Annotated in this window: 24 protein-coding genes and 1 other RNA gene; 20 read left to right on the forward strand and 5 right to left on the reverse strand. The window is 70.2% G+C overall.

Annotation, left to right across the window (positions count from 1 at the left end):
• Window positions 1–25 precede the first annotated feature (25 nt).
• The 3 genes from C1M51_RS11380 to C1M51_RS11390 all read left to right on the forward strand — a co-directional run bounded on the left by C1M51_RS11380 (window position 26) and on the right by C1M51_RS11390 (window position 2,179).
• Window positions 26–382, forward strand: coding sequence for a hypothetical protein (locus tag C1M51_RS11380; protein ID WP_011828035.1), 357 nt, complete (start codon window positions 26–28; stop codon window positions 380–382).
• A 139-nt stretch (window positions 383–521) separates the two neighbouring features.
• Window positions 522–1,523 carry a protein-methionine-sulfoxide reductase catalytic subunit MsrP gene (msrP, locus tag C1M51_RS11385; RefSeq protein WP_129449878.1) on the forward strand — a complete coding sequence of 334 codons (1,002 nt, stop codon included), beginning with the start codon at window positions 522–524 and terminating at the stop codon, window positions 1,521–1,523.
• 2 nt (window positions 1,524–1,525) lie between these two features.
• Entirely contained in the window at window positions 1,526–2,179 is a 654-nt protein-coding gene (locus C1M51_RS11390) for a sulfite oxidase heme-binding subunit YedZ (protein ID WP_129449880.1), read from the forward strand.
• A gap of 10 nt (window positions 2,180–2,189) precedes the next feature.
• Here C1M51_RS11390 and C1M51_RS11395 read toward each other — a convergent pair whose 3' ends face one another.
• Window positions 2,190–2,621 (reverse strand): acyl-CoA thioesterase, encoded by a 432-nt coding sequence (locus C1M51_RS11395; protein WP_129449882.1) that lies wholly within the window; start codon window positions 2,619–2,621, stop codon window positions 2,190–2,192.
• Window positions 2,622–2,667: 46 nt separating this feature from the next.
• Here C1M51_RS11395 and C1M51_RS11400 point away from each other — a divergent pair, with 46 nt between their 5' ends.
• Complete coding sequence (locus C1M51_RS11400) at window positions 2,668–4,533, forward strand: ABC transporter ATP-binding protein/permease (RefSeq protein ID WP_129449884.1); 1,866 nt, start codon at window positions 2,668–2,670, stop codon at window positions 4,531–4,533.
• A gap of 15 nt (window positions 4,534–4,548) precedes the next feature.
• Here C1M51_RS11400 and C1M51_RS11405 read toward each other — a convergent pair whose 3' ends face one another.
• Together C1M51_RS11405 and C1M51_RS11410 are read right to left on the reverse strand one after the other, a co-directional pair.
• Complete coding sequence (locus C1M51_RS11405) at window positions 4,549–4,743, reverse strand: hypothetical protein (protein ID WP_129449886.1); 195 nt, start codon at window positions 4,741–4,743, stop codon at window positions 4,549–4,551.
• Window positions 4,744–5,049: a hypothetical protein gene (locus tag C1M51_RS11410; protein WP_129449888.1), complete on the reverse strand. Its 306-nt coding sequence runs from the start codon at window positions 5,047–5,049 to the stop codon at window positions 4,744–4,746. It abuts the gene before it with no gap.
• Between the two features lie 13 nt (window positions 5,050–5,062).
• Here C1M51_RS11410 and C1M51_RS11415 point away from each other — a divergent pair, with 13 nt between their 5' ends.
• From C1M51_RS11415 to C1M51_RS11440, 6 genes are all read left to right on the forward strand, one after another.
• A complete protein-coding gene (locus tag C1M51_RS11415; RefSeq protein WP_129449890.1) occupies window positions 5,063–5,623 on the forward strand; it encodes a YaeQ family protein in 561 nt (186 codons plus the stop codon).
• A 42-nt stretch (window positions 5,624–5,665) separates the two neighbouring features.
• Window positions 5,666–6,637, forward strand: coding sequence for a LysR family transcriptional regulator (locus C1M51_RS11420; protein WP_207207743.1), 972 nt, complete (start codon window positions 5,666–5,668; stop codon window positions 6,635–6,637).
• A gap of 131 nt (window positions 6,638–6,768) precedes the next feature.
• The gene (locus C1M51_RS11425) at window positions 6,769–7,662 is read left to right on the forward strand and encodes an amino acid ABC transporter substrate-binding protein (protein WP_129449893.1); all 894 of its coding nucleotides are present in this window, start codon (window positions 6,769–6,771) and stop codon (window positions 7,660–7,662) included.
• A gap of 133 nt (window positions 7,663–7,795) precedes the next feature.
• Entirely contained in the window at window positions 7,796–8,539 is a 744-nt protein-coding gene (locus C1M51_RS11430) for an amino acid ABC transporter permease (protein ID WP_129449895.1), read from the forward strand.
• Window positions 8,536–9,207 (forward strand): amino acid ABC transporter permease, encoded by a 672-nt coding sequence (locus tag C1M51_RS11435; RefSeq protein WP_129449897.1) that lies wholly within the window; start codon window positions 8,536–8,538, stop codon window positions 9,205–9,207. Before C1M51_RS11430 ends, C1M51_RS11435 begins: the two co-directional genes overlap by 4 nt.
• A 13-nt stretch (window positions 9,208–9,220) precedes the next feature.
• Window positions 9,221–9,955, forward strand: a complete 735-nt coding sequence (locus C1M51_RS11440) for an amino acid ABC transporter ATP-binding protein (protein ID WP_129449899.1) — start codon at window positions 9,221–9,223, stop codon at window positions 9,953–9,955.
• Between the two features lie 49 nt (window positions 9,956–10,004).
• Here C1M51_RS11440 and C1M51_RS11445 read toward each other — a convergent pair whose 3' ends face one another.
• A complete protein-coding gene (locus C1M51_RS11445) occupies window positions 10,005–10,898 on the reverse strand; it encodes a DUF4394 domain-containing protein (RefSeq protein WP_129449901.1) in 894 nt (297 codons plus the stop codon).
• A 160-nt stretch (window positions 10,899–11,058) separates the two neighbouring features.
• Here C1M51_RS11445 and pyrC point away from each other — a divergent pair, with 160 nt between their 5' ends.
• Complete coding sequence (gene pyrC, locus C1M51_RS11450; RefSeq protein ID WP_129449903.1) at window positions 11,059–12,099, forward strand: dihydroorotase; 1,041 nt, start codon at window positions 11,059–11,061, stop codon at window positions 12,097–12,099.
• A 31-nt stretch (window positions 12,100–12,130) separates the two neighbouring features.
• Window positions 12,131–12,901: an NYN domain-containing protein gene (locus tag C1M51_RS11455; RefSeq protein ID WP_129449905.1), complete on the forward strand. Its 771-nt coding sequence runs from the start codon at window positions 12,131–12,133 to the stop codon at window positions 12,899–12,901.
• Here the strand turns inward: C1M51_RS11455 and cysK are convergent, their stop codons facing one another.
• Window positions 12,902–13,822, reverse strand: coding sequence for a cysteine synthase A (gene cysK, locus C1M51_RS11460; RefSeq protein ID WP_129449907.1), 921 nt, complete (start codon window positions 13,820–13,822; stop codon window positions 12,902–12,904).
• 58 nt (window positions 13,823–13,880) lie between these two features.
• Here cysK and rnpB point away from each other — a divergent pair.
• The 8 genes from rnpB to C1M51_RS11500 all read left to right on the forward strand — a co-directional run bounded on the left by rnpB (window position 13,881) and on the right by C1M51_RS11500 (window position 21,263).
• Window positions 13,881–14,219: RNase P RNA component class A (rnpB, locus tag C1M51_RS11465), an RNA gene on the forward strand.
• A gap of 51 nt (window positions 14,220–14,270) precedes the next feature.
• On the forward strand, window positions 14,271–15,485 hold the full coding sequence (locus C1M51_RS11470; protein ID WP_129449909.1) for a multidrug effflux MFS transporter: 1,215 nt from the start codon (window positions 14,271–14,273) through the stop codon (window positions 15,483–15,485).
• A 75-nt stretch (window positions 15,486–15,560) separates the two neighbouring features.
• Window positions 15,561–16,028 (forward strand): SRPBCC family protein, encoded by a 468-nt coding sequence (locus tag C1M51_RS11475; RefSeq protein WP_129449911.1) that lies wholly within the window; start codon window positions 15,561–15,563, stop codon window positions 16,026–16,028.
• A gap of 199 nt (window positions 16,029–16,227) precedes the next feature.
• Entirely contained in the window at window positions 16,228–16,668 is a 441-nt protein-coding gene (locus tag C1M51_RS11480; protein WP_011828053.1) for a division/cell wall cluster transcriptional repressor MraZ, read from the forward strand.
• A gap of 5 nt (window positions 16,669–16,673) precedes the next feature.
• Entirely contained in the window at window positions 16,674–17,630 is a 957-nt protein-coding gene (rsmH, locus tag C1M51_RS11485) for a 16S rRNA (cytosine(1402)-N(4))-methyltransferase RsmH (RefSeq protein ID WP_129449913.1), read from the forward strand.
• Entirely contained in the window at window positions 17,627–17,932 is a 306-nt protein-coding gene (ftsL, locus tag C1M51_RS11490; RefSeq protein WP_129449914.1) for a cell division protein FtsL, read from the forward strand. The genes rsmH and ftsL overlap by 4 nt, the downstream gene beginning before the upstream one ends.
• Complete coding sequence (locus C1M51_RS11495) at window positions 17,929–19,752, forward strand: penicillin-binding protein 2 (protein WP_242499659.1); 1,824 nt, start codon at window positions 17,929–17,931, stop codon at window positions 19,750–19,752. Before ftsL ends, C1M51_RS11495 begins: the two co-directional genes overlap by 4 nt.
• A complete protein-coding gene (locus C1M51_RS11500) occupies window positions 19,752–21,263 on the forward strand; it encodes a UDP-N-acetylmuramoyl-L-alanyl-D-glutamate--2,6-diaminopimelate ligase (RefSeq protein WP_129449916.1) in 1,512 nt (503 codons plus the stop codon). Before C1M51_RS11495 ends, C1M51_RS11500 begins: the two co-directional genes overlap by 1 nt.
• Window positions 21,264–21,365: the final 102 nt, after the last annotated feature.

Consider the following 21,365-nt stretch of genomic DNA (forward strand, 5'->3'; position numbering starts at 1 on the left):
TGCGCCGATTAAAGTCGGCAGCGCCATGCCCTATGCCCTGCGCCACGCCGACGGCCGCGTCCTGAGCCTGCACCGCCATCCGGAAGCGGGCGCGGAGTTCCTGCCGCCTGACCACCCGGAGGTGCAGGCCTTCGTCGGCGCCGGCAGCACGCCGCAGAGCGAGTTCGCGAAGCTCGATGCCGACGTCGTGCGCGTGCTCGAGGACCTGATCGACGTGCTGATCGCCCGCCAGGTCCTGCGCATCACCGACCTGCCGGTGCAGGCGCAGGAGAAGCTGTACGCACGCAAGAGCTTCCGCGATCGCAAGCCGGCCCAGGCGCTGCGCCTGTACGGCGACGAGGACGACGACGGCATCCTGTCCACCGACTTCTCGGCGCTCTGACGAATCGCCTGGGACGCGAGCTCGGGCTGTAAGGTCGCTCGTCGCGCCGCGACTGTTGTGCAAGGATGTGCGGCCCGTGACGGAACTCCCGCCCGGCGCCGGCCTTCGAACCTTCGCGTTCCTCACCAGGCGATCGACCATGCTGCTTCCTCGACAAGCCCGTTCGGGCTACCTCCATCCCGTGGCCAGCGAGATCACGCCGCGTGCGGCCTACGAGCAGCGGCGAGAGTTCCTGCGTCTGCTGGCCGCCGGCGGCGCCGGCGCCGCGCTGGCCGGCTGGGCGCAGCGCGACGCGCTGGCGCAGCAGGCCCCCCGGGCCGGCAAGCTCGCGGCCCTGCCCGGCGCACGCAGCGGCGTCACCGGCGCCTCGACGGTCGAGAAGCCGACCGCCTACGCGGACGCTACCAGCTACAACAACTTCTACGAGTTCGGCACCGGCAAGGAAGACCCGGCGCGCAACGCCGGCAAGCTGCAGACGCGGCCCTGGACGGTGGCGATCGAGGGCGAGGTGAAGAAGCCGCAGACCCTTGGCATCGAGGATCTGCTCAAGCTCGCCCCGATGGAGGAGCGCATCTACCGCCTGCGCTGCGTCGAGGGCTGGTCGATGGTGATCCCGTGGGTCGGCTACTCGCTGGCCGAACTGATCAAGCGCGTCGAGCCGACCGGCAACGCGAAGTTCGTCGAGTTCGTGACCCTGGCCGACCCGAAGCAGATGCCCTTCGTCGGCTCGCGCGTGCTCGAGTGGCCCTACGTCGAAGGCCTGCGCCTCGACGAAGCCCTGCACCCGCTGACCCTGCTGGCCTTCGGCATGTACGGCGAGGTGCTGCCCAACCAGAACGGCGCGCCGGTGCGGCTGGTCGTGCCGTGGAAGTACGGCTTCAAGAGTGCCAAGTCCCTCGTCAAGATCCGCTTCGTCGAGCAGCAGCCGAAGACCGCCTGGTTCAAGGCGGCCTCGCACGAGTACGGCTTCTACTCGAACGTGAACCCCAAGGTCGACCACCCGCGCTGGAGCCAGGCCACCGAGCGCCGCATCGGCGAGGACGGCATCTTCCAGAAGAAGCGCCCGACGCAGATGTTCAACGGCTACGAGGCGCAGGTCGGTCAGCTGTACGCGGGCCTCGATCTCGCCAAGAACTTCTGACGATGAGCGCCACGCTGCCGGCGCCCCGGGGCGCGCGCCGTGCCGCATCGGTGCTGCTGCGGCCGGCCGCCAAGCCGCTGCTGTTCGTGGCGAGCCTGCTGCCGTTCGCCTGGCTGCTCTACGGCGCCCTGGCCAACACGCTGGGCGCCAACCCGGCCGAGGCGCTGATCCGCGCCACCGGCGACTGGACGCTGCGCTTCCTCTGTCTCACGCTGGCCGTCACGCCGCTGCGGCAATGGACCGGCCAGCCGGCACTGCTGCGCTTTCGGCGCATGCTGGGTCTGTTCGCCTTCTTCTACGGCGTGCTGCACTTCCTCTGCTACGCTTGGCTGGACATGGGTTTGGTCCTCGCCGACATCGCTCGCGACATCCCGAAGCGGCCGTTCGCGCTGGTCGGCTTCGCCGCCCTGCTGCTGATGGCGCCGCTGGCGGCCACCTCGTTCAACCGCGCGATCCGGGCGCTGGGCGCGAAGCGCTGGCAGGCGCTGCACCGGCTTGTCTACGCCGTGGCGCTGCTTGCGATCCTGCACTTCTTCTGGATGCGCTCGGCCAAGCACAACTATGCCGAGGTCGCGGTCTATGCGGCCATCCTCGCGGTGCTGCTGGGTTGGCGCCTGGTCGCGCGCCTGCGGCGCCGGCCGGTCACCGCAGGCTGACGGCGGCGGCTCAGTCGCGCGGGATCTCGCGCGGGCTGCCGTCCATGTTGATCGCCACGTAGGTCAGGTTGGCCTCGGTCACCTTGACCACCACCGGGTCCGCCGGGTTGCGTTCGGCATAGACCACCACGTGCACCGTGACGGACGTGCGGCCGATGCGCTCGACGCGGGCGTAGAAGCTGAGCAGGTCGCCGACTGATACCGGCTGCTTGAAAACGAACTGGTTGACCGCCACTGTGACAATGCGGCCACGGGCCACGCGGGCCGGCAGCACCGCGCCCGCCAGGTCGACCTGGGCCATGATCCAGCCACCGAAGATGTCGCCGTTGGGGTTGGCGTCGGCCGGCATCGGCATGACCCGCAGCACGAGCACGAGGTCGGGATCGACCTGGGTGAGGTGGGCGCCCAGCAGGTTGGGGTGGGGCTGCGGCTGGTCGTTCATCGGCGGCTCGGCGGGTGAGGGCGGGTCATTGTGGAGATTGTGATTGATGCGTCGCGCTGAAACCCTGAGTCCGCCGCCGGCCGCTGCCGGCCCGGCAGCCTCTGCTGCGGGCCCGGTCGCTGCGGCGCGCTCCGACTGGGCCACGCTCGCCCGGTTGCTGCCCTACCTGTGGGTCTACAAGTTCCGCGTGATCGCGGCGCTGGCCTGCCTGATCACGGCCAAGCTCGCCAACGTCGGCGTGCCGCTGCTGCTGAAGCAGCTGGTGGACGCGCTGTCCATCCCGCTGGGCGATCCACGTGCCGCGCTGGTGGTGCCGGCGGGGCTGCTGCTGGCCTACGGCGCGCTGCGGCTGTCGACCTCGCTGTTCACCGAGCTGCGCGAGCTGGTGTTCGCCAAGGCGACCGAGGGCGCGTCGCGCAGCATCTCGCTGCAGGTGTTCCAGCACCTGCACGCGCTGAGCCTGCGCTTCCACCTCGAGCGCCAGACCGGCGGCATGACGCGCGACATCGAGCGCGGCACGCGCGGCGTGCAGTCGCTGATCTCGTATTCGCTCTACAGCATCCTGCCCACGCTGGTCGAGGTCAGTCTCGTGCTCGGGCTGCTGGCGGTCAAGTTCGACGCGATGTTCGCGTGGATCACGCTGGCCGCGCTGGTGGTCTACATCGGGTTCACCGTGCTCGTGACCGAGTGGCGCACGAAGTTCCGCAAGACGATGAACGAGCTGGACTCGAGCTCGCATTCCAAGGCGATCGACTCGCTGCTGAACTACGAGACCGTCAAGTATTTCAACAACGAGGACTTCGAGGCGAAGCGCTACGACGAGAGCCTGGATCGGCTGCGCCGGGCGAAGCTCAAGTCGCAGTCGACGCTGTCGCTGCTCAACACCGGCCAGCAGCTGCTGATCGCCATCGCGCTGATCGCGATGCTGTGGCGCGCCACGGAGGGCGTGGTGTCCGGACGCATGACGCTGGGCGACCTGGTGATGATCAACGCCTTCATGATCCAGCTCTACATCCCGCTCAATTTCCTGGGCGTGATCTACCGCGAGATCAAGCAGGCGCTGACCGATCTCGACAAGATGTTCGACCTGCTGGAGCGCGAGCGCGAGGTGCGCGACGCACCCGACGCTCAGGACCTGCACGCCGAGGCGCCGCCGGTCGTTCGCTTCGAGAACGTCGGATTCGCCTACGAAGCGGGGCGGCCCATCCTGCACGGCCTGAGCTTCGAGATCCCGGCCGGCCACACGATCGCGGTGGTGGGGCCGTCGGGTGCGGGCAAGAGCACGCTGGCGCGGCTGCTGTACCGCTTCTACGACGTGGGCGAGGGCCGCATCACGATCGCCGGCCACGACATCCGCCAGCTCACCCAGGCCAGCCTGCGCCGCGCCATCGGCATCGTGCCGCAGGACACGGTGCTGTTCAACGACACCGTGGCCTACAACATCGCCTACGGTCGCCCCGGGGCGAGCCAGGCCGAGATCGAGGCGGCGGCCCAGGCGGCGCGCATCCACGGCTTCATCGCTTCGACCCCGAAGGGCTACGGCACGGTGGTCGGCGAGCGTGGCCTGAAGCTGAGCGGCGGCGAGAAGCAGCGCGTGGCGATCGCGCGCACGCTGCTGAAGAATCCGCCGATCGTGATCTTCGACGAGGCCACCTCGGCGCTCGACTCGGCCAACGAGCGGGCGATCCAGGCCGAGCTGCAGACCGCGGCGCGCAACAAGACCGCACTGGTCATCGCGCACCGGCTGTCGACCGTGGTCGACGCCGATCAGATCCTGGTGATGGAGGCGGGCCGCATCGTCGAGCGCGGCACGCATGCCGAACTGCTGGCCCGCGAAGGGCGCTACGCGCAGATGTGGGCGCTGCAGCAGCAAGGCGGCGCCGAGGCGGCGGCCGACGTCGCCGCGTCCTGAGCCGCGAGGGGCCGTTCAGCCGGCGCTGGAGCCACCCGCGGGCGGGGTGCCGTCGACCGGCGGCGTGTCGTCCGCCGCGTCGCCGGCCTCGGGCTCGCCGCCTTCACCGGCACCCGAGCCGGTGGACTTGCGCTTGAGCTTCTCTTCCTTCTTGCGCTTCTTCGCCAGCTCGCGCTGGCGCTTCTCGTAGGAGTAGTTCGGGGTGGCCAATCAGCCCTCCTGGGTGTCAGTGCCTGCATGGTAACCGGGCAGCCCGGCCTGCAGCAGCCGCGCCAGCAGCGCGCCCGGCGTCTCGCCGCCGGCCTCGGCGGCGGCATGGAGCGCCGCCACCAGCGGGGCCGGCAGCTTGGTCGCGAACGGCACCAGTCCGGCCGCCTGGTCTAGACGGCGCTGTGCGCGCCGGTCCGGCGCCGGGGCCGCCGCCGCGCCGAAGCGTTGCGGTGTGCCAGACTGCGCGAGCCGCCCCAGGGTCTTCTTGGCCTTGTCCTTCTCCAGATCGAATTTCTTGCTCGGCATCGCGACACTCTCCATGGCTCTCAAATCAACGGTCTTCAAGGCCGAACTCCAGGTCGCCGACATGGACCGTGCCCACTACGGCACCCATGCGCTGACGCTGGCCCAGCACCCGTCGGAGAACGACGAGCGGATGATGGTGCGGCTGCTCGCCTACGCCTTGCACGCCGCAGGCGAGGATCAGGCGCCATTGTCCTTCGCCAACGCGATGACCGAGATGGACGAGCCCGACCTGTGGCGGCGCAGCCTGGTCGGCGACATCGAACTGTGGGTCGATGTCGGCCAGCCGGAAGAGAAGTGGGTGCGCAAGGCCAGCCACCGTTCGCGCGAGGTGGTGCTGTACATCTACGGCCGCAACGGCAGCCTGTGGTGGGGTCAGAACCGCGGGCCGCTGGAGAAGCTGGCGAACCTGCGCGTTCGCCAGGTCCCGGCCGAGGCGAGCACGGCACTCGCGCTGCTGGCCCGCCGCAGCATGAAGCTGCAGTGCACGGTGCAGGACGGGACGGTCTGGCTCGGTGATGGCGACGCGACCGTGGAGGTGGAGCTGGTGGAGCTGAAGGAAGCCGTGCTCCGTTGAACCGGCGCCGCGAAGCGCCGGGCGCTGGCTACACTGCGGCGCGTGGAGACCAAGTGGCTGGAAGACTTCGTGAGCCTGGCCGAGACGCGCAGCTTCTCGCGCTCGGCCCAATTGCGTCACGTGACCCAGCCGGCGTTCTCGCGCCGGATCCAGGCGCTGGAGGCCTGGGCCGGCACGGATCTGGTCGACCGCTCGTCCTACCCGACCCGCCTCACGCCGGCCGGCGAGAGCTTCCATGCCCAGGCCCTGGAGATCCTGGTGGCGCTGCAGGCCACCCGCAACCTGCTGCGCGGCCACCGGGCCGCGGGGCCGGACATGATCGAGTTCGCGGTGCCCCATACGCTGGCATTCGCCTTCTTTCCGCACTGGATCATGGAGCTCAACCGCGACCTGAAGCGCGAATCCGGTGCGCTGAAGAGCCGCCTGATCGCGCTCAACGTGCACGATGCGGTGCTGCGCCTGACCGAGGGCAGCTGCGACCTGCTGATCGCCTACCACCACCCGGCGCAGCCGCTGCAGCTCAACACCGATCGCTACGAGATGCTGACGCTCGGCGAGGAGTCGCTGCGCGCCTACGCCAAGGCCGGGCCGGACGGCGAGCCGCTGTTCCGCCTGCCCGGACGTGAGCGCGAGCGGGTGCCCTTCCTGGGCTATGCCAGCGGCGCCTACCTCGGGCAGCTGGTGGACTTGATCATCAAGCAGACGCCGCTGCCGGTGCTGCTCGACCCGATCTACGAGACCGACATGGCCGAGGGCCTGAAGGCGATGGCGCTCGAGGGGCATGGCCTGGCCTTCCTGCCGGCCAGTTCGGTGCGCAAGGAGCTGAAGACGCGCAAGCTGGTGCCGGCCGCGCCGTCGGGCAGCTTCGAGCTCAGCATGGAGGTGCGCATCTACCGCGAGCGCCCCGAGGTCGCGAAGCACGTCAAGCCGGGCGTCCGGGCGCTGTGGGCGCACCTGCTGCAGGCCGGCGCCGGGCCGCTGGCGGCCGGTGCGGTGCCGCGGGCGGTGGCCTGAGCCGTGCCCAGTGTGGCACGAACCCTGCTCGCATCCCGGGGCGGTGCACCTGTGGCGACCCCGTATGGCCTGCGCGCCGAGCCTCCTGTAGATTTTTGCTCTTCCGTTACCGATCCCCACAAGGAGTCTTCATGAAGAAATCGCTCTTGATCCTCGTGACCGCGCTGGCCGCCACCGGCCTCGCCCAGGCCGAGGACACCCTGAAGAAGGTCAAGGACTCCGGCGCCATCACCCTCGGGGTGCGCGAGTCCTCCGGTGTCCTGTCGTACACGCTGGGCGGTGCCAAGTACGTCGGCTACCACGTGGCGATCTGCGAGAAGGCGGTCGAGGACATCGAGAAGGCGGTCGGCCGCAAGCTCAAGGTCAACTACCAGCCGGTGACGTCGCAGAACCGCATCCCGCTGGTGCAGAACGGCACCGTCGACCTCGAGTGCGGCTCGACCACCAACAACGCCACCCGCCAGAAGGACGTGGCCTTCGCCAACACCACCTTCGTCGAGGAAGTGCGGATGGCGGTCAAGACCAGCTCGGGCATCAAGTCGATCGCCGACCTGCAGGGCAAGACGGTGGCCACGACCACCGGCACGACCTCGGTGCAGACGCTGCGCAAGAACAAGCGGGCCGAGAACATGGAGTTCAAGGAAGTGTTCGGCAAGGACCACTCCGACAGCTTCCTGCTGGTCGACAGTGGCCGCGCCGACGTGTTCGTGATGGACGGCAGCCTGCTGGCCGGGCTGATCGCGCGCAGCAAGAACCCGGCGGACTTCAAGATCGTCGGCGAAGTGCTGTCGGTCGAGCCGATCGCCATCATGATGCGCAAGGACGACGAGGCGCTGCTGAAGCTGGTCAACGCCACGATCGCCGGCATGGTGAAGTCGGGCGAGATCAACGCGCTCTACGACAAGTGGTTCATGCAGCCGACGCCGCCCACCGGCGCGAAGGTCGGCCTGCCGATGAGCGACACCCTCAAGGACACGCTGAAGAACCCCAACAACAAGCCGATGGAAGACTACGCGAAGAAGTGATCCAGGCAGACCGGGCCGGGGCGGCAGCATCGCCCCGGCTTGAGTCGGGCGCGCGATAAGGGTACAACCCAACCGCGCCGTTCCGTCGGGCGCAGCAAGCGCGCTCGCGCACCCCAGGAAAGGGAGGCCCCTCGTGGCCACATGGGACTGGCAGGTGTTCTGCAAGAACACCCTCGATGGCGAGGTCATCCCCCGCTGCTTCGGCAGCGGCGGCGACATCACCTACCTCGACTGGATGATCTCGGCCTGGGGCTGGACGCTGTCGGTGGCCCTGCTGGCGCTGGTGGTCGCGCTGGTGGTCGGCTCGCTGGTCGGCATCCTGCGCACGCTGCCCGACAAGCGGCTGGTGTTCCTGGGCAATGCGTGGACCGAGATCTTCCGCAACGTCCCGTTGCTGGTCCAGGTGTTCCTCTGGTACCACGTGATCCCGTCGCTCTTCACCAGCCTGCGCGGCGTGCCCAGCTTCGTGCTGGTGGTGTTCGCGCTGGGCTTCTTCACCTCGGCGCGCATCGCCGAGCAGGTCAAGGCGGGCATCCAGAGCCTGCCGCGCGGCCAGAGCTACGCCGGTCTCGCGATGGGTCTCACGCTGGGCCAGACCTACCGCCACGTGCTGCTGCCGATGGCGTTCCGCATCGTCATCCCGCCGCTCACCAGCGAGTCGATGAACATCATCAAGAACTCGTCGGTCGCGTTCGCGGTGAGCATTGCCGAGCTCACCATGTTCGCGATGCAGGCGCAGGAGGAAACCTCGCGCGGCGTCGAGGTCTACCTAGCGGTGACGGCGCTGTACTTCATCTCGGCCTTCGCCATCAACCGCATCATGCTGGTCGTCGAGGACCGCCTGCGCGTCCCCGGCATGACGGCGGGAGGCAAATGATGTTGAACCTCGACTTCTCCTTCCTGAACTGGGATGTCGTCTCCGGCTTCGTCCTCAAGGGCCTGGTGTTCTCGGTGCAGCTCACGCTGATCGCGATGGTCGGCGGCATCGTGCTGGGCACCCTGCTGGCGCTGATGCGGCTGTCGGGCAAGAGGTGGCTGGTGGTCCCGGCGGCGTTCTACGTCAACACGCTGCGTTCCATCCCGCTGGTGATGGTGATCCTGTGGTTCTTCCTGCTGATCCCGCTGCTGATCGGGCGGCCGATGGGCGCCGAGCTGTCGGCCATCATCACCTTCACGGTGTTCGAGGCGGCCTACTACTCCGAGATCATGCGCGCCGGCATCCAGAGCGTGCCCAAGGGCCAGGTCTATGCCGGCTACGCGGTCGGCATGACCTACTCGCAGAGCATGCAGCTGATCGTGCTGCCGCAGGCCTTCCGCAACATGCTGCCGGTCCTGATGACGCAGACCATCATCCTGTTCCAGGACACCTCGCTGGTCTACGCGATCGGTGCCTACGACCTGCTCAAGGGCTTCGAGGTCGCCGGCAAGAACTTCAACCGCCCGGTCGAGACCTACCTGGTCGCCGCCGTCGTCTACTTCGTGATCTGCTTCAGCCTGAGCATGCTCGTGCGCCGGCTGCAGAAGAAGATCGCCATCATCCGCTGATCAGGAGAGCGCCGTGATCGACATCAAGAACATCAGCAAGTGGTACGGCAGCTTCCAGGTGCTGACCGACTGCACCACCAACGTCAAGAAGGGCGAGGTGGTGGTGGTGTGCGGGCCCTCGGGCTCGGGCAAGAGCACGCTGATCAAGACCGTGAACGCGCTCGAACCGTTCCAGAAGGGCGACATCGTGGTCGACGGCATCAGCATCGCCGATCCCAAGACCGACCTGCCCAAGCTGCGCTCGCGCGTCGGCATGGTGTTCCAGCACTTCGAGCTGTTCCCGCACCTGAGCGTCACCGAGAACCTGACCCTCGCGCAGATCAAGGTGCTCAAGCGCAACCCCGACGAGGCCAAGAAGCGCGGCCTGAAGATGCTCGAGCGTGTGGGCCTGATCGCTCACAAGGACAAGTTCCCCGGCCAGCTTTCGGGCGGCCAGCAGCAGCGCGTGGCCATCGCCCGCGCGCTGAGCATGGACCCGATCGTGATGCTGTTCGACGAGCCGACCTCGGCGCTCGACCCCGAGATGGTGGGCGAGGTGCTCGACGTGATGGTGCAACTGGCCAACGAGGGCATGACCATGATGTGCGTGACCCACGAGATGGGCTTCGCGCGCAAGGTCAGCCACCGCGTGATCTTCATGGACCAGGGCAAGATCTGCGAGGACTGCAGGAAGGAAGACTTCTTCGGCGACCCCTCGGCCCGCTCCCCGCGCGCGCGCGACTTCCTGTCGAAGATCCTGCAGCACTGAGGCCGGCCGGGCGCGCCGACCGGCGCCCGCGCGCCTGCCCCGCCGCGGCTCAGGGCTCGATCGCGATCCCGACCACCGGCTGGCCGCCAGCGATGCGGCCGAGGCTCGTGGCGGTGCCCGTGGCGAGATCGATCCGCACCCAGCGCGACACCCGGCCGTCGTGGTCGGTGAGCGCGGCATAGGCGGTGTTGTTCACGTCGCCGATGTCGAAGCTGGCGCGCTCGAAGGCGCCGGCGTTCAGCGGGCCCACCGTCCGCAGCCGGCCGGTGTTCGGCGACACCACGGGCTGCACGCCCTCGCGGCTGCCCTGCGTGACCAGCAGGCCCTGGCGGGCGTCGATCGCGAAGTTGGTGGTGAGCTTCTCGTCGTGCTGGTTGTAGGTGTAGGCGGCCGCCACCACGGCCGGCGTGCGGCCGGCGTTCACGTCGGCGGCGTCGTAGGCCAGCGGCCCGTCGGGCTGCACGCCGTCGGCCTTGGGGTCGCCGTCGACGACCGCTCCGGTGTCCGGGTGCAGCCGCAGGTTCTGGCCAGCGTCGCTGACGACGCGCAGGCGGTCCACGGTCGGGTTGAAGTCGACGCCGAACTCGCTGCCGTTCAGCGCCACCGCCAGCGGCGCGCTGCCGACCGGCGTGGCCGCGGCGGTGGCGGTGTCGATGCGGTACAGCCGGCCGCTGCTGCCCAGTGCGAACAGCTGTCCGCGGGCGACGCGGTGATCGATGCCGAGCACCCGCTCACCGGGCTGCAGGCCGGAGAGGGCGCGCCGGTCGAGCAGATTCTGCGGCTGGCCGGCGTTGAAGCGCAGCAACTGCTGCGTGGTGTCGACCGCGACGATGGTCTCCTTGGCCGGCGGGCCGAGCGGCTCGTCGGCGGACGGCGCCATGACGGCACAGCCGGCCGCCGCGAGCGTGGCCAGCACGCCGGCGGCGAGGAAGGTTCGGGTCATCCAGGGTCTCCGGTGAGGGTTCGGGGGCAGGGGCCTGACGGCCCGGTCGCGGATGCTGCCCGGCCTGGGGCGGCCGTGATCGCCGGAACAGCGCGGCGCTGCCCAGCCAGTTCGGGCGGTGCGGCGGGGGCGGTCGCGCGCGCAGGTGACAATCCGCCGCATGAGTTCCCCGGACACCCTGACCCTGAGCCGGCCCGACGACTGGCACCTGCACGTGCGCGACGGTGCCGCGCTGGCGGCCGTCGTGCCGCACACCGCGCGCCAGTTCGGCCGCGCGATCATCATGCCCAACCTCAAGCCGCCGGTCACCACCGCGGCCCAGGCGCTGGCCTACCGCGAGCGCATCCGCGCGGCCGTGCCCGCGGGCCTGGCGTTCGAGCCGCTGATGACGCTCTACCTCACCGACAACATGCCGCCCGAGGAGATCGTCCGCGCGAAGGCGGCCGGCGTCGTGGCCGTCAAGCTCTATCCGGCGGGCGCCACCACCAACAGCGATGCCGGCGTGAGCGACCTGCGCAAGACCCGGGCCACGCTCGAGGCGATGCAGCGCGAGGGCCTGCCGCTGCTGGTGCACGGCGAGGTCACCGACGCCGAGATCGACCTGTTCGACCGCGAGGCGGTGTTCATCGACCGCCAGCTGATCCCGCTGCGGCGCGACTTCCCGGGGCTGAAGATCGTGTTCGAGCACATCACCACGCGCGAGGCGGCGCAGTACGTGGCCGAGGCCGGGCCGCACACCGCGGCCACCATCACCGCCCACCACCTGCTCTACAACCGCAACGCGATCTTCACCGGCGGCATCCGCCCGCACTACTACTGCCTGCCGGTGCTCAAGCGGGAGGTGCATCGCCAGGCGCTGGTGGCCGCCGCCACCTCGGGCAGCGACCGCTACTTCCTCGGCACCGACAGCGCACCGCACCCGGCCCACCTGAAGGAGCACGCCAGCGGCTGCGCCGGCTGCTACACCGCGCTCAGCGCACTGGAGCTGTACGCCGAGGCCTTCGACGCGGCCGGCGCGCTGCACCGGCTGGAAGGCTTCGCCAGCGTCCATGGCCCGGCCTTCTACGGCCTGCCGCGCAATGCCGGCACGGTGACGCTGCGCCGGCAGGCCTGGACGCCGCCCGAGACGCTGCCGTTCGGCGAGGCGACGCTCAAGCCGCTGCGTGGCGGCGAGTCGCTGGCCTGGCGGCAGGTCGAGTGAAGCACGCTGCTCTCGCGGCCCAGGAGGCGCCATGACGACCCCGACGATCCGCACCGCGTTGCTGGTCGATGCCGACAACGTGAAGGTCGAGCTGGTGGCCGAGGCCATCGGCCGGCTGCAGGCCGCCGGCCGTGTGCTGCAGCACCGCCGCGCCTACGGCAGCGTGCAGAAGGCGACCGAGTTCGCGGCGTTGTCTCAGGATCACGCGATCCGTTTCCTGCCCAGCACCTTCGCCGGCCCCAACGCGACCGATCTCGCGCTGGCCATCGATGCCGTCGAGCTGGTGTTGCGCCAGCCGGTGGACGAGGTGGTGCTGGTGTCCTCGGACCGCGACTTCGCGCCGTTGATCGTGCGCCTGCGCGAGCTGGGCTGCCGCGTCGTCGGCTTCGGCCAGCACGGCAAGACGGCGCAGGACGTCGAGCGCGACTACCTGCGCGTCTACGACGAGTTCCATGTCCTCGGCGCGGCCCGGCCGGCGTCGCGGGGCAGTGCCTCGAAGGCGGTCGCGAAGCCGCGGGCGGCCAAGGCGGCGAAAACCGCCCGCCCCGCGAAGCCCGCCGTCCCGGCGCCGGTCGAGGCGCCGCCCGTGCCGGCATTCCCGGCGGAAGTGGAGGCCGTGCTGGCCGCCTGCCCCGACCTGCGCCAGGGCCGCGCCATGCGGCTCAATGCCGCCGGCAAGGCGCTGCACGACAGCGGCGTGCTGAAGAAGAACGGCCGGCCGTCGGCGCTGTTCAAGCGGCTCGAGCCGCACTTCGAGATGCTGCCGGCCGACAAGCCGGAGCAGGTCCGGCTGCGGTCCTGATCACTCCGCCGGCAGGAAGCCCTCGATCGACAGGTAGCGCTCGCCGGTGTCGTAGTTGAATCCCAGCACACGGCTGCCGGCCGGCAACTCGGGCAGCTTCTGGGCGATCGCCGCCAGCGTGGCCCCGGACGAGATGCCCACCAGCAGGCCTTCGTCACGCGCCGAACGCCGCGCCATCTCGCGGGCCGCTTCCGCCTCGACCTGGATCACACCGTCGAGCAGGGCTGTGTGCAGGTTGGTCGGCACGAAGCCGGCGCCGATGCCCTGGATCGGGTGCGGCGACGGCTTGCCGCCCGAGATGACCGGCGACGCGCTCGGCTCCACCGCGTACACCTTGAGCTGCGGCCACTGCGCCTTCAGCACCTGCGCGCAGCCGGTGATGTGGCCGCCGGTGCCCACGCCGGTGATCAGCGCGTCCAGGCCCTGCGGGAAGTCGGCCAGGATCTCCTGCGCCGTGGTGCGCAGGTGCACGTCGATGTTGGCCGGGTTGTCGAACTGTTGCGGCATCCACGAACCGGGCGTCGCGGCGATCAGCTCCTGGGCCTTGGCGATCGCGCCCTTCATGCCCTGCTCGCGCGGCGTCAGCACGAAGCTCGCGCCGTAGGCCAGCATCAGGCGGCGGCGCTCCACGCTCATGCTGTCGGGCATCACCAGCACCAGCCGGTAGCCCTTGACCGCGGCCACCATCGCCAGCCCGACGCCAGTGTTGCCCGAGGTCGGCTCGATGATCGTGCCACCCATGCGCAAGCGACCGTCGCGCTCGGCCGCCTCGACCATCGACAGCGCGATGCGGTCCTTGATCGAACCGCCGGGGTTGCTGCGCTCGGACTTGATCCACACCTCGTGCCCGGGACCGAACAGCCGCTGCATGCGGATGTGCGGGGTGCGGCCGATGGTGTCGAGGACGGTGTTGGCTTTCATGGGGTCTCCTCAGCGGGGGGGCGGACGGTGTTCGTGGGAGCAACGATAATCCATCGGTGAAGTGGGCCAGACCGCCGCTGGCACACCCGCCGAAAGGCCGTGCTGGAGGAAGGTCCGGACTGCACAGGGCAGCGCAGCAGCCAACGGCTGTCCACCGCAAGGTGAGGATCAGAGCAACAGAGACGAGTTCGGGCGGCGCAGCCGCCCGAGGTGAAACGGGCAATCTCTGCGCGCAGCAACACCAAATAGGCCAGCGTCGATGTGGCTCCGCGGAGCTGGCGGGTAGGTGGCACCGAGCCGTTCCCGCGAGGGGCGGCCCAGAGGAATGGCGGTCACGGCCGCGACGCCGCAAGGCGCCGCGGCCGCACAGAATCCGGCCTATCGGCCCGCTTCACACTTATTCGTTCGACGCGCCGCGCCTCGGTACGGCGCGGCCACACTGGACCCGATGAACCCCGACGCCCAAACGCTCTGGCGCGCGCCCCTGTGGGCCCTTTCCGTGCTGCTCGCCTGCCTGGCCATGCTCGGGCCGTTCGCGATCGATACCTACCTGCCGGCCTTCACCGGCATCGCGGCCTCGGTCGACGCGACGCCGTTGCAGATGCAGCAGACCCTGTCGATCTACCTGATCGGCTTCGCGGTGATGAGCCTGTTCCACGGCGCGCTGTCCGACAGCTTCGGGCGCCGGCCGGTGGTGCTGTGGGGCGTGGCGGTGTTCGCGGTCGCCTCGGCCGGCTGCGCGCTGTCGCAGACCATCGGTCAGCTGGTGTTCTTCCGGCTGCTGCAGGGCCTGTCGACCGGCGCCGGCATCGTGGTCTCGCGCGCGGTGATCCGCGACATGTTCCCGCCGGCCGACGCGCAGCGCGTGATGTCGCAGGTCACGATCTTCTTCGGCGCCGCGCCGGCCATCGCGCCCATCATCGGCGGGCTGCTGTTCGTGCACGCCGGCTGGCACGCGATCTTCTGGTTCCTCACGGCCGTGGGCGTCGCGCTGTGGATCGCCAACTGGAAGCTGCTGCCGGAGACGCTGCACCTCGGCGCGCGGCAGCCCTTCGAGGTGCGCCACCTGCTGCGCGGCTACTGGCAGATGGGCAGCAGCGGGCGCTTCGTGCTGCTCGCGCTGGCCAGCGGCATCCCGTTCAACGGCATGTTCCTCTACGTGCTGTCGGCGCCGGTGTTCGTCGGCGAGCACCTCGGCCTGGCGCCGCAGCAGTTCTTCTGGTTCTTCCTGTTCACCATCGGCGGCATCATGGGCGGCGCCTGGTGGAGCGGCCGGCTGGCCGGCAGGCTGCCGCCGCAGCGCCAGATCCGCCGCGGCTTCCGCGTCATGGTCGCGGTGTCGGTCGTCAACGTGATCGCCAATGCGCTGATGCCGGCCCAGGCCTGGTGGGCGCTGCCCTTGATCGGCGTGTTCTCGTTCGGCTGGGCGCTGATGGTGCCGGTGGTCACGCTGATGGTCCTCGACCTGGTACCCGAGCGGCGCGGCATGGCCTCGTCGATGCAGTCCTGCCTCGCGGCCAGCGCGAACGCGCTGGTGGCCGGGCTGCTGGCACCGCTGGTGATGCACTCGACGCTGCTGCTGGCGCTGGCGTCGATGGGGCTGATGAGCATCGGGCTCGCGTCCTGGCTGTGGGTCAGGTCGCGGCTGCCCACCGTGGCTTGACCCGCCCCGGTACGGCGGGGCACGGCTTGCTCGCCGCAGGCATCATGCAGACCCGACTGTCTCGGCTCTCCTGTCATGCGCTACGAACACCTGCTCCAAGTCACCGACCCGGCCGACCCGCGGGTGCCGCCGATGAGCCGTGCCGAACTGTGGCGCGGCCTGCTGGTGCGCGTCGAGTCGCCGCAGCAGTTCCCGCTCGGCCCCGACCGCTGCGAGGCCCGCGCCGGGGCCCACGCGCGCGAGCGCCGGCGCAGTGTCCATTTCGGCGCGTTGCGCTTCGAGGACACGGTGCAGCTCGAGCCCGAGCAGCGCATCGTCTTCACGCCCGAGCCGCACGAAGGCGCCGCGCCGGTCCGGCTGACCGTGACGATCGAGGAGCCGGCGCCCGGCGCGCTGTTCCTGCGCTTCGTCTACGAGACCGACGACGCGGGGTCCGCCGACGAGAAGGCGCTGCAGGGCTACCGGCAGCAGGCCTGGCTGGAGCTCGACCGCGACATGCTGCGCACGCTGCGCGAGTGGCAGGCTCAGGGTCGGCTGGGCTGAGACCCCCCAAGCTGGGCCCCGAGTTCATCTTTCACTTCCAGAGGACTCCGCAAGTCCTTCTTTTAGAACGACATTTTCTTTTTTCTGCATCAGAAATCACGCCTAAGTGCTTGATTTCATTGAGATTTCCTTACATCTCCGGTTGACCCGCCCGAGGGGGTCCGCTAAAGTGGAGAAAAGTGCACTTTAGTGGGATTTCGTGGCAGAAATAGTCTTTCAGGGGGCTTCGGCGCTCGCGCTCGACGCAAAGGGGCGGCTGGCCGTCCCGGCGCGCCACCGCGATGTGCTGGGCGCGCTGGCCCAGGGCCGGCTCACGCTCACGAAGCACCCGGTCGGCTGCCTGCTGGTGTTTCCACGTCCGGCGTGGGAGGGCTTTCGCGACAAGGTCGCAGCCCTGCCACTGCGCGCCGAGGGCTGGAAGCGCATCTTCCTCGGCAACGCGATGGACGTCGAGATCGACGCCAGCTCGCGCGTGCTGGTCTCGCCCGAGCTGCGCCAGGCGGCGGGTCTGGTCAAGGACGTGATGCTGCTCGGCATGGGCAGTCATTTTGAACTCTGGGACGTGCAGCGCTACCAGGCCCACGAGGCCGAGGTGATGCAGCAGGGGCTGCCCGAGAGTCTGGGCGACTTCTCGTTCTGACGGCGATGAACCAGGGAGTCGGGCCTTGGCAGCACACCACCGTCCTGCTGCACGAGGCGGTCGATGCGCTCGTGCATTCGCCGGACGGCTACTACGTCGACGGCACCTACGGTCGCGGCGGGCACTCGCGGCTGATCCTGTCGAAGCTGTCCGTGGCAGGCCGCCTGCTGGCGATCGACCGCGACCCCGACGCGGTGGCGCACGCCACCTCGGGCGCGGCGCGGGTCTCGGACCCGCGCTTCCACATCGAGCATGCGCCCTACAGCGACCTGCCAGCGCTGCTGGCGGCGCGCGGCGTGTCACGCATTGACGGCCTGCTGCTGGACATCGGTGTGAGCTCGCCGCAGATCGACAACCCGGAGCGCGGCTTCAGCTTCCGCGCCAGCGGTCCGCTGGACATGCGCATGGACCCGACGCGCGGAGAGAGTGCGGCCGACTACCTGGCGCGGGCCGACGAACGCGAGATCGCGGCGGTGATTCGCGACTACGGCGAGGAGCGCTTCGCGACCGCGATCGCCCGTGCGCTGGTGGCGCGCCGCCTGGCCGGCCGCCCGGTACGCACCACCGAGGAACTCGCGGACCTGGTGGCGCAGGCGGTCAAGACCCGCGAGCCCGGGCAGAACCCGGCCACCCGCACCTTCCAGGCGCTGCGCATCTTCGTGAACGCCGAGCTGACGCAGCTTGAACAAGGCCTGGCGGCGGCGCTCCAATGCCTGAAGCCGGGTGGCCGGCTGGTCGTGATCAGCTTCCATTCGCTCGAGGACCGCATCGTCAAGACCTTCATCGCGAGCCACAGCAAGGCGGTGGTCGACCGCCGGGCGCCGTTCGCGCCGCCGGCGCCGATGCGGCTGCGCGCGCTGGCGCGCCTGAAGCCCGGCGCCGACGAGGTGGCCGCCAATCCGCGCGCGCGTTCGGCCATCCTGCGCGTGGCCGAACGGACCGACGTGGGGATCGCCGCATGACGCGCCTCAACATCGTGGTGCTGATCGCGCTGGTGTGCAGCTCGCTCTACCTCGTCAAGGTGTCCTACGAGTCGCGCCGCCTGTTCGCCGAACTCGATCGCGCGCAGGCCCAGGCGCTCAAGCTCGAGAGCGAGCATGACCGGCTGCTGGTCGATGCGCGTGCGCAGTCCACGCCGCTGCGCGTCGAGAAGGTCGCGCGCGAGCGCCTCGGCATGCGCAGCGCCACGCCGGCGGTCACCGAATACGTGGTGGTGCCGGTGGCTGCCGCGCCGGCGCCCGATGCCGCGGAGCTGCGCCGATGAGCGGCTGGCGCCAATGGCTGGGGCGATTCGGCCAGGGCGGTGCGCGCCGCCCCGGTGCGCGCGCCGCCAGCGGCGCCGTGAGCGTGCGCAGCGTGCGCTACGCGAGCAGCCCGCTGCTGGCGTCGAAGACGCCGCCGTGGCGCTCCAAGTTCCTGGTCGGCCTGGTCGGGGCCGGCTTCCTGCTGCTGCTCGGCCGCGCGGTCTACGTGCAGGTGATCGGCACCGAGTTCTACCAGCAGCAGGGCGCGAACCGCTACGCGCACAAGCTCGAGCTGCCGGCCAACCGCGGCCGCATCACCGACCGCAGCGGCGAGCTACTCGCCTCCAGCGTGGAGGCCCCCACGCTGTGGGCCATCCCGCGCGACGTCACCGCCACCTCCGCCGAGAAGCGCCAGCTCGCGCGGCTGCTCGGCATGCCGGTCGGCGATCTGGAGAAGCGCCTGGCGGACAACCCGAACTTCGTCTACCTGCGCCGCCAGGTCGACGACTCGGTGGCGCTGCAGGTGCGTGCGCTCAACCTCAAGGGCGTGCACCAGCTCACCGAGTACAAGCGGCGCTACCCGGCCGGCGAGGCGGCGGCGCACGTGGTGGGCTTCACCAACGTGGAGGACCGCGGGCAGGAGGGCATCGAACTCGCCTTCCAGTCCGACCTGGCCGGCCGCGACGGCAGCCGCCGTGTCATCAAGGACCGCCGCGGCCGCGTGGTCGAGGACATCGGCGAGCGCGTGCCGCCGGTCGACGGCCGCGACATCGAGCTGGCGATCGACACCAAGGTGCAGTTCTTCGCCTACCAGCGCATCCGCGACGCGGTGGCCGAGCACAAGGCCAAGGCCGGCAGCGTGGTGGTGCTCGACGTGCAGAGCGGCGAGGTGCTGGCGCTGGCCAACTATCCGAGCTACACGCCGGGCGACCGCCGCAACCTCAGCGGCGCGCAGCTGCGCAACCGGGCGCTGACCGACACCTTCGAGCCCGGCTCGACCATGAAGCCCTTCATCATCGGCGAGGCACTGCAGGCCGGACGCGTGTCGCCCTCGACGGTGATCGACACCGCGCCCGGCCGCATGAGCGTCACCGGCAGCACCATCAGCGACGCCCACCCGCACGGCGCGCTCACCGTCGAGCAGGTGATCCAGAAGTCGAGCAACGTCGGCACCGTGAAGATCTCCCAGCTGCTCTCCGAGCGGGAGATGTGGGAGACCTTCAGCGCCATCGGTCTGGGTCAGAAGCCACAGATCGACTTCCCCGGCGCCGTCACCGGCCGGCTGCGTCCGTACAAGACCTGGCGGCCGATCGAGAAGGCGACCATGAGCTACGGCTACGGCCTGTCGGCCAGCCTGTTCCAGCTCGCGCGGGCCTACACCGTGTTCGCGCGCGACGGGGAGCTCATTCCGGTCAGCATCACCCGCTCGCAGCAGCCTGGCGCCGGCGTGCGCGTGTTCTCGCCCGAGGTCGCGCGCGACGTGCGCCACATGCTGCAGATGGCGGCGGGCCCCGGCGGCACCGGCCCCAAGGCGCAGACCATCGGCTACTCGGTCGGCGGCAAGTCCGGCACCGCGCACAAGCAGGAAGGCAAGGGCTACGCGGACAAGAAGTACCGCGCCTGGTTCGTCGGCCTGGCGCCGATCGACAAGCCGCGCATCGTGGTCGCCGTGATGGTCGACGAGCCGAACGCCGGCAAGTACTTCGGCGGCGAGGTCGCCGCACCGGTGTTCAGCGAGGTGGTGCAGAAGACGCTGCAGGCGATGGGCGTCTCGCCCGACCTCGACGTCAAGCCGCAGATCGTGGCGCGCCACGAGGACGCCGTGGAGGAGAGCTTCTGATGCTCACCGCGCTGCGCTCGCCCGCCGCCGCGGCCCGCTGGCTCCAGGAATGGACCACCGGCACGCTGCGCACCGACAGTCGCCTGGTGCAGCGCGGCGATGCCTTCATCGCCTGGCCCGGCCATGCCACCGACGGCCGCCGCTTCGTGAAGGCCGCGCTGGCGGCCGGTGCGGCGACCTGCCTGGTCGAGGCCGAGGGGGTCGACGCGCACGGCTTCGACGACGCGCGCATCGGCGCGCTGCCCGGGCTCAAGGCCGCCACCGGCGCCATCGCCGATGCCTACTTCGGCCAGCCGTCGCAGCAGCTGCGGGTGGTGGCCACCACCGGCACCAACGGCAAGACCTCTACCGCCTGGTGGACCGCGCAGGCGCTGAGCCTGCTGGGCCGGCGCTGCGGCGTGGTCGGCACGCTCGGCATCGGCGAGCCGCCGCTGCCCGGCCGCGACACCCACATCGACTTCACCGGCCTCACCACGCCCGACCCGGTCACGCTGCACGGCGGGCTGCGCCGGATGGCCGACGCCGGCTTCGCGGCCTGCGCGATCGAGGCCTCGTCGATCGGCATCGTCGAGCACCGGCTCGCGGCGTTGCGCATCGAGGTGGCGCTGTTCACCAACTTCACCCGCGACCACCTCGACTACCACGGCAGCATGGACGCCTACTGGGCCGCCAAGCGCGTGCTGTTCGGCTGGCCCGGGCTGAAGGCCGCCGCCGTCAACCTCGATGACGTCCAGGGCGCCGAGCTGGCCCGCAGCCTGGCCGGCCACGTGCCCGAGCTCTGGACCTATTCCCTCGAGCGCGACGATGTGCGGCTGCGTGCGCGCGACCTCGGCTATGTCGACGGCGGGCTCGCGTTCACGCTCTACGAGGGCGGCACCGCCCTGCCGGTGCGCAGCCGCCTGATCGGCGACTACAACGCCGCCAACCTGCTGGCCGTGATCGGCGGCCTGCGCGCGCTGGGCGTGCCGCTGGCCGATGCGGTGTGCGTCGTGCCGCAGCTCACGCCGGTGCCGGGCCGCATGCAGAAGGTCGGCGGCGAGGGCAGCGCCGTGGCGCAGCCGGAGGTGGTGGTCGACTACGCGCACACCCCCGACGCGCTGGAGAAGGCGCTCGGCGCGCTGCGCCCGCTGGCCGCGGCGCGCGGCGGCCGGCTGATGTGCGTGTTCGGCTGCGGGGGCAACCGCGACGCCAGCAAGCGACCGCTGATGGCCGCGGTCGCCGAACGACTGGCCGACCGCGTGATCGCGACCAGTGACAACCCGCGCGACGAGGTGCCGGCGGCGATCCTGGCCGACGTCGTGGCGGGCTTCGCGGCGCCGGCGGCCGTCGAGGTGATCGAGGACCGCCGCGCGGCGATCGCCCGCGCGATCGGCCGTGCCGAGGCCCGCGACGTGCTGCTGATCGCCGGCAAGGGCCACGAGGACTACCAGGAGATCGCCGGCATCAAGCAGCCGTTCTCCGACGTCGCCGAGGCGCGGCAGGCGCTGGCGGCGCGTGGGGCGGCGGCATGAGGACGAAGAACGTGCTCACGACGCGGCGGGTCGAGCGCCGGGCCGCTCCCAAGCCGGCCCGCATCCCAGGGCCCACGAAGGGGCCCCTCGCGGCCCCTGGGG

Source organism: Methylibium sp. Pch-M, assembly GCF_004136295.1.
Taxonomy (GTDB): domain Bacteria; phylum Pseudomonadota; class Gammaproteobacteria; order Burkholderiales; family Burkholderiaceae_C; genus Methylibium; species Methylibium petroleiphilum.

What these genes read in the sequence shown, in the direction of transcription:
- C1M51_RS11395 (WP_129449882.1), bottom strand. Translation starts at nt 2,621, where the DNA reads ATGAACGACCAGCCGCAGCCCCACCCCAACCTGCTGGGCGCCCACCTC.
- cysK (WP_129449907.1), bottom strand. Translation starts at nt 13,822, where the DNA reads ATGAAAGCCAACACCGTCCTCGACACCATCGGCCGCACCCCGCACATC.
- C1M51_RS11445 (WP_129449901.1), bottom strand. Translation starts at nt 10,898, where the DNA reads ATGACCCGAACCTTCCTCGCCGCCGGCGTGCTGGCCACGCTCGCGGCG.
- pyrC (WP_129449903.1), top strand. Translation starts at nt 11,059, where the DNA reads ATGAGTTCCCCGGACACCCTGACCCTGAGCCGGCCCGACGACTGGCAC.
- C1M51_RS11455 (WP_129449905.1), top strand. Translation starts at nt 12,131, where the DNA reads ATGACGACCCCGACGATCCGCACCGCGTTGCTGGTCGATGCCGACAAC.
- C1M51_RS11415 (WP_129449890.1), top strand. Translation starts at nt 5,063, where the DNA reads ATGGCTCTCAAATCAACGGTCTTCAAGGCCGAACTCCAGGTCGCCGAC.
- rsmH (WP_129449913.1), top strand. Translation starts at nt 16,674, where the DNA reads ATGAACCAGGGAGTCGGGCCTTGGCAGCACACCACCGTCCTGCTGCAC.
- C1M51_RS11500 (WP_129449916.1), top strand. Translation starts at nt 19,752, where the DNA reads ATGCTCACCGCGCTGCGCTCGCCCGCCGCCGCGGCCCGCTGGCTCCAG.
- C1M51_RS11425 (WP_129449893.1), top strand. Translation starts at nt 6,769, where the DNA reads ATGAAGAAATCGCTCTTGATCCTCGTGACCGCGCTGGCCGCCACCGGC.
- C1M51_RS11475 (WP_129449911.1), top strand. Translation starts at nt 15,561, where the DNA reads ATGCGCTACGAACACCTGCTCCAAGTCACCGACCCGGCCGACCCGCGG.
- C1M51_RS11410 (WP_129449888.1), bottom strand. Translation starts at nt 5,049, where the DNA reads ATGCCGAGCAAGAAATTCGATCTGGAGAAGGACAAGGCCAAGAAGACC.
- ftsL (WP_129449914.1), top strand. Translation starts at nt 17,627, where the DNA reads ATGACGCGCCTCAACATCGTGGTGCTGATCGCGCTGGTGTGCAGCTCG.
- C1M51_RS11390 (WP_129449880.1), top strand. Translation starts at nt 1,526, where the DNA reads ATGAGCGCCACGCTGCCGGCGCCCCGGGGCGCGCGCCGTGCCGCATCG.
- C1M51_RS11380 (WP_011828035.1), top strand. Translation starts at nt 26, where the DNA reads ATGCCCTATGCCCTGCGCCACGCCGACGGCCGCGTCCTGAGCCTGCAC.
- C1M51_RS11435 (WP_129449897.1), top strand. Translation starts at nt 8,536, where the DNA reads ATGATGTTGAACCTCGACTTCTCCTTCCTGAACTGGGATGTCGTCTCC.
- C1M51_RS11495 (WP_242499659.1), top strand. Translation starts at nt 17,929, where the DNA reads ATGAGCGGCTGGCGCCAATGGCTGGGGCGATTCGGCCAGGGCGGTGCG.
- C1M51_RS11400 (WP_129449884.1), top strand. Translation starts at nt 2,668, where the DNA reads ATGCGTCGCGCTGAAACCCTGAGTCCGCCGCCGGCCGCTGCCGGCCCG.
- C1M51_RS11470 (WP_129449909.1), top strand. Translation starts at nt 14,271, where the DNA reads ATGAACCCCGACGCCCAAACGCTCTGGCGCGCGCCCCTGTGGGCCCTT.
- msrP (WP_129449878.1), top strand. Translation starts at nt 522, where the DNA reads ATGCTGCTTCCTCGACAAGCCCGTTCGGGCTACCTCCATCCCGTGGCC.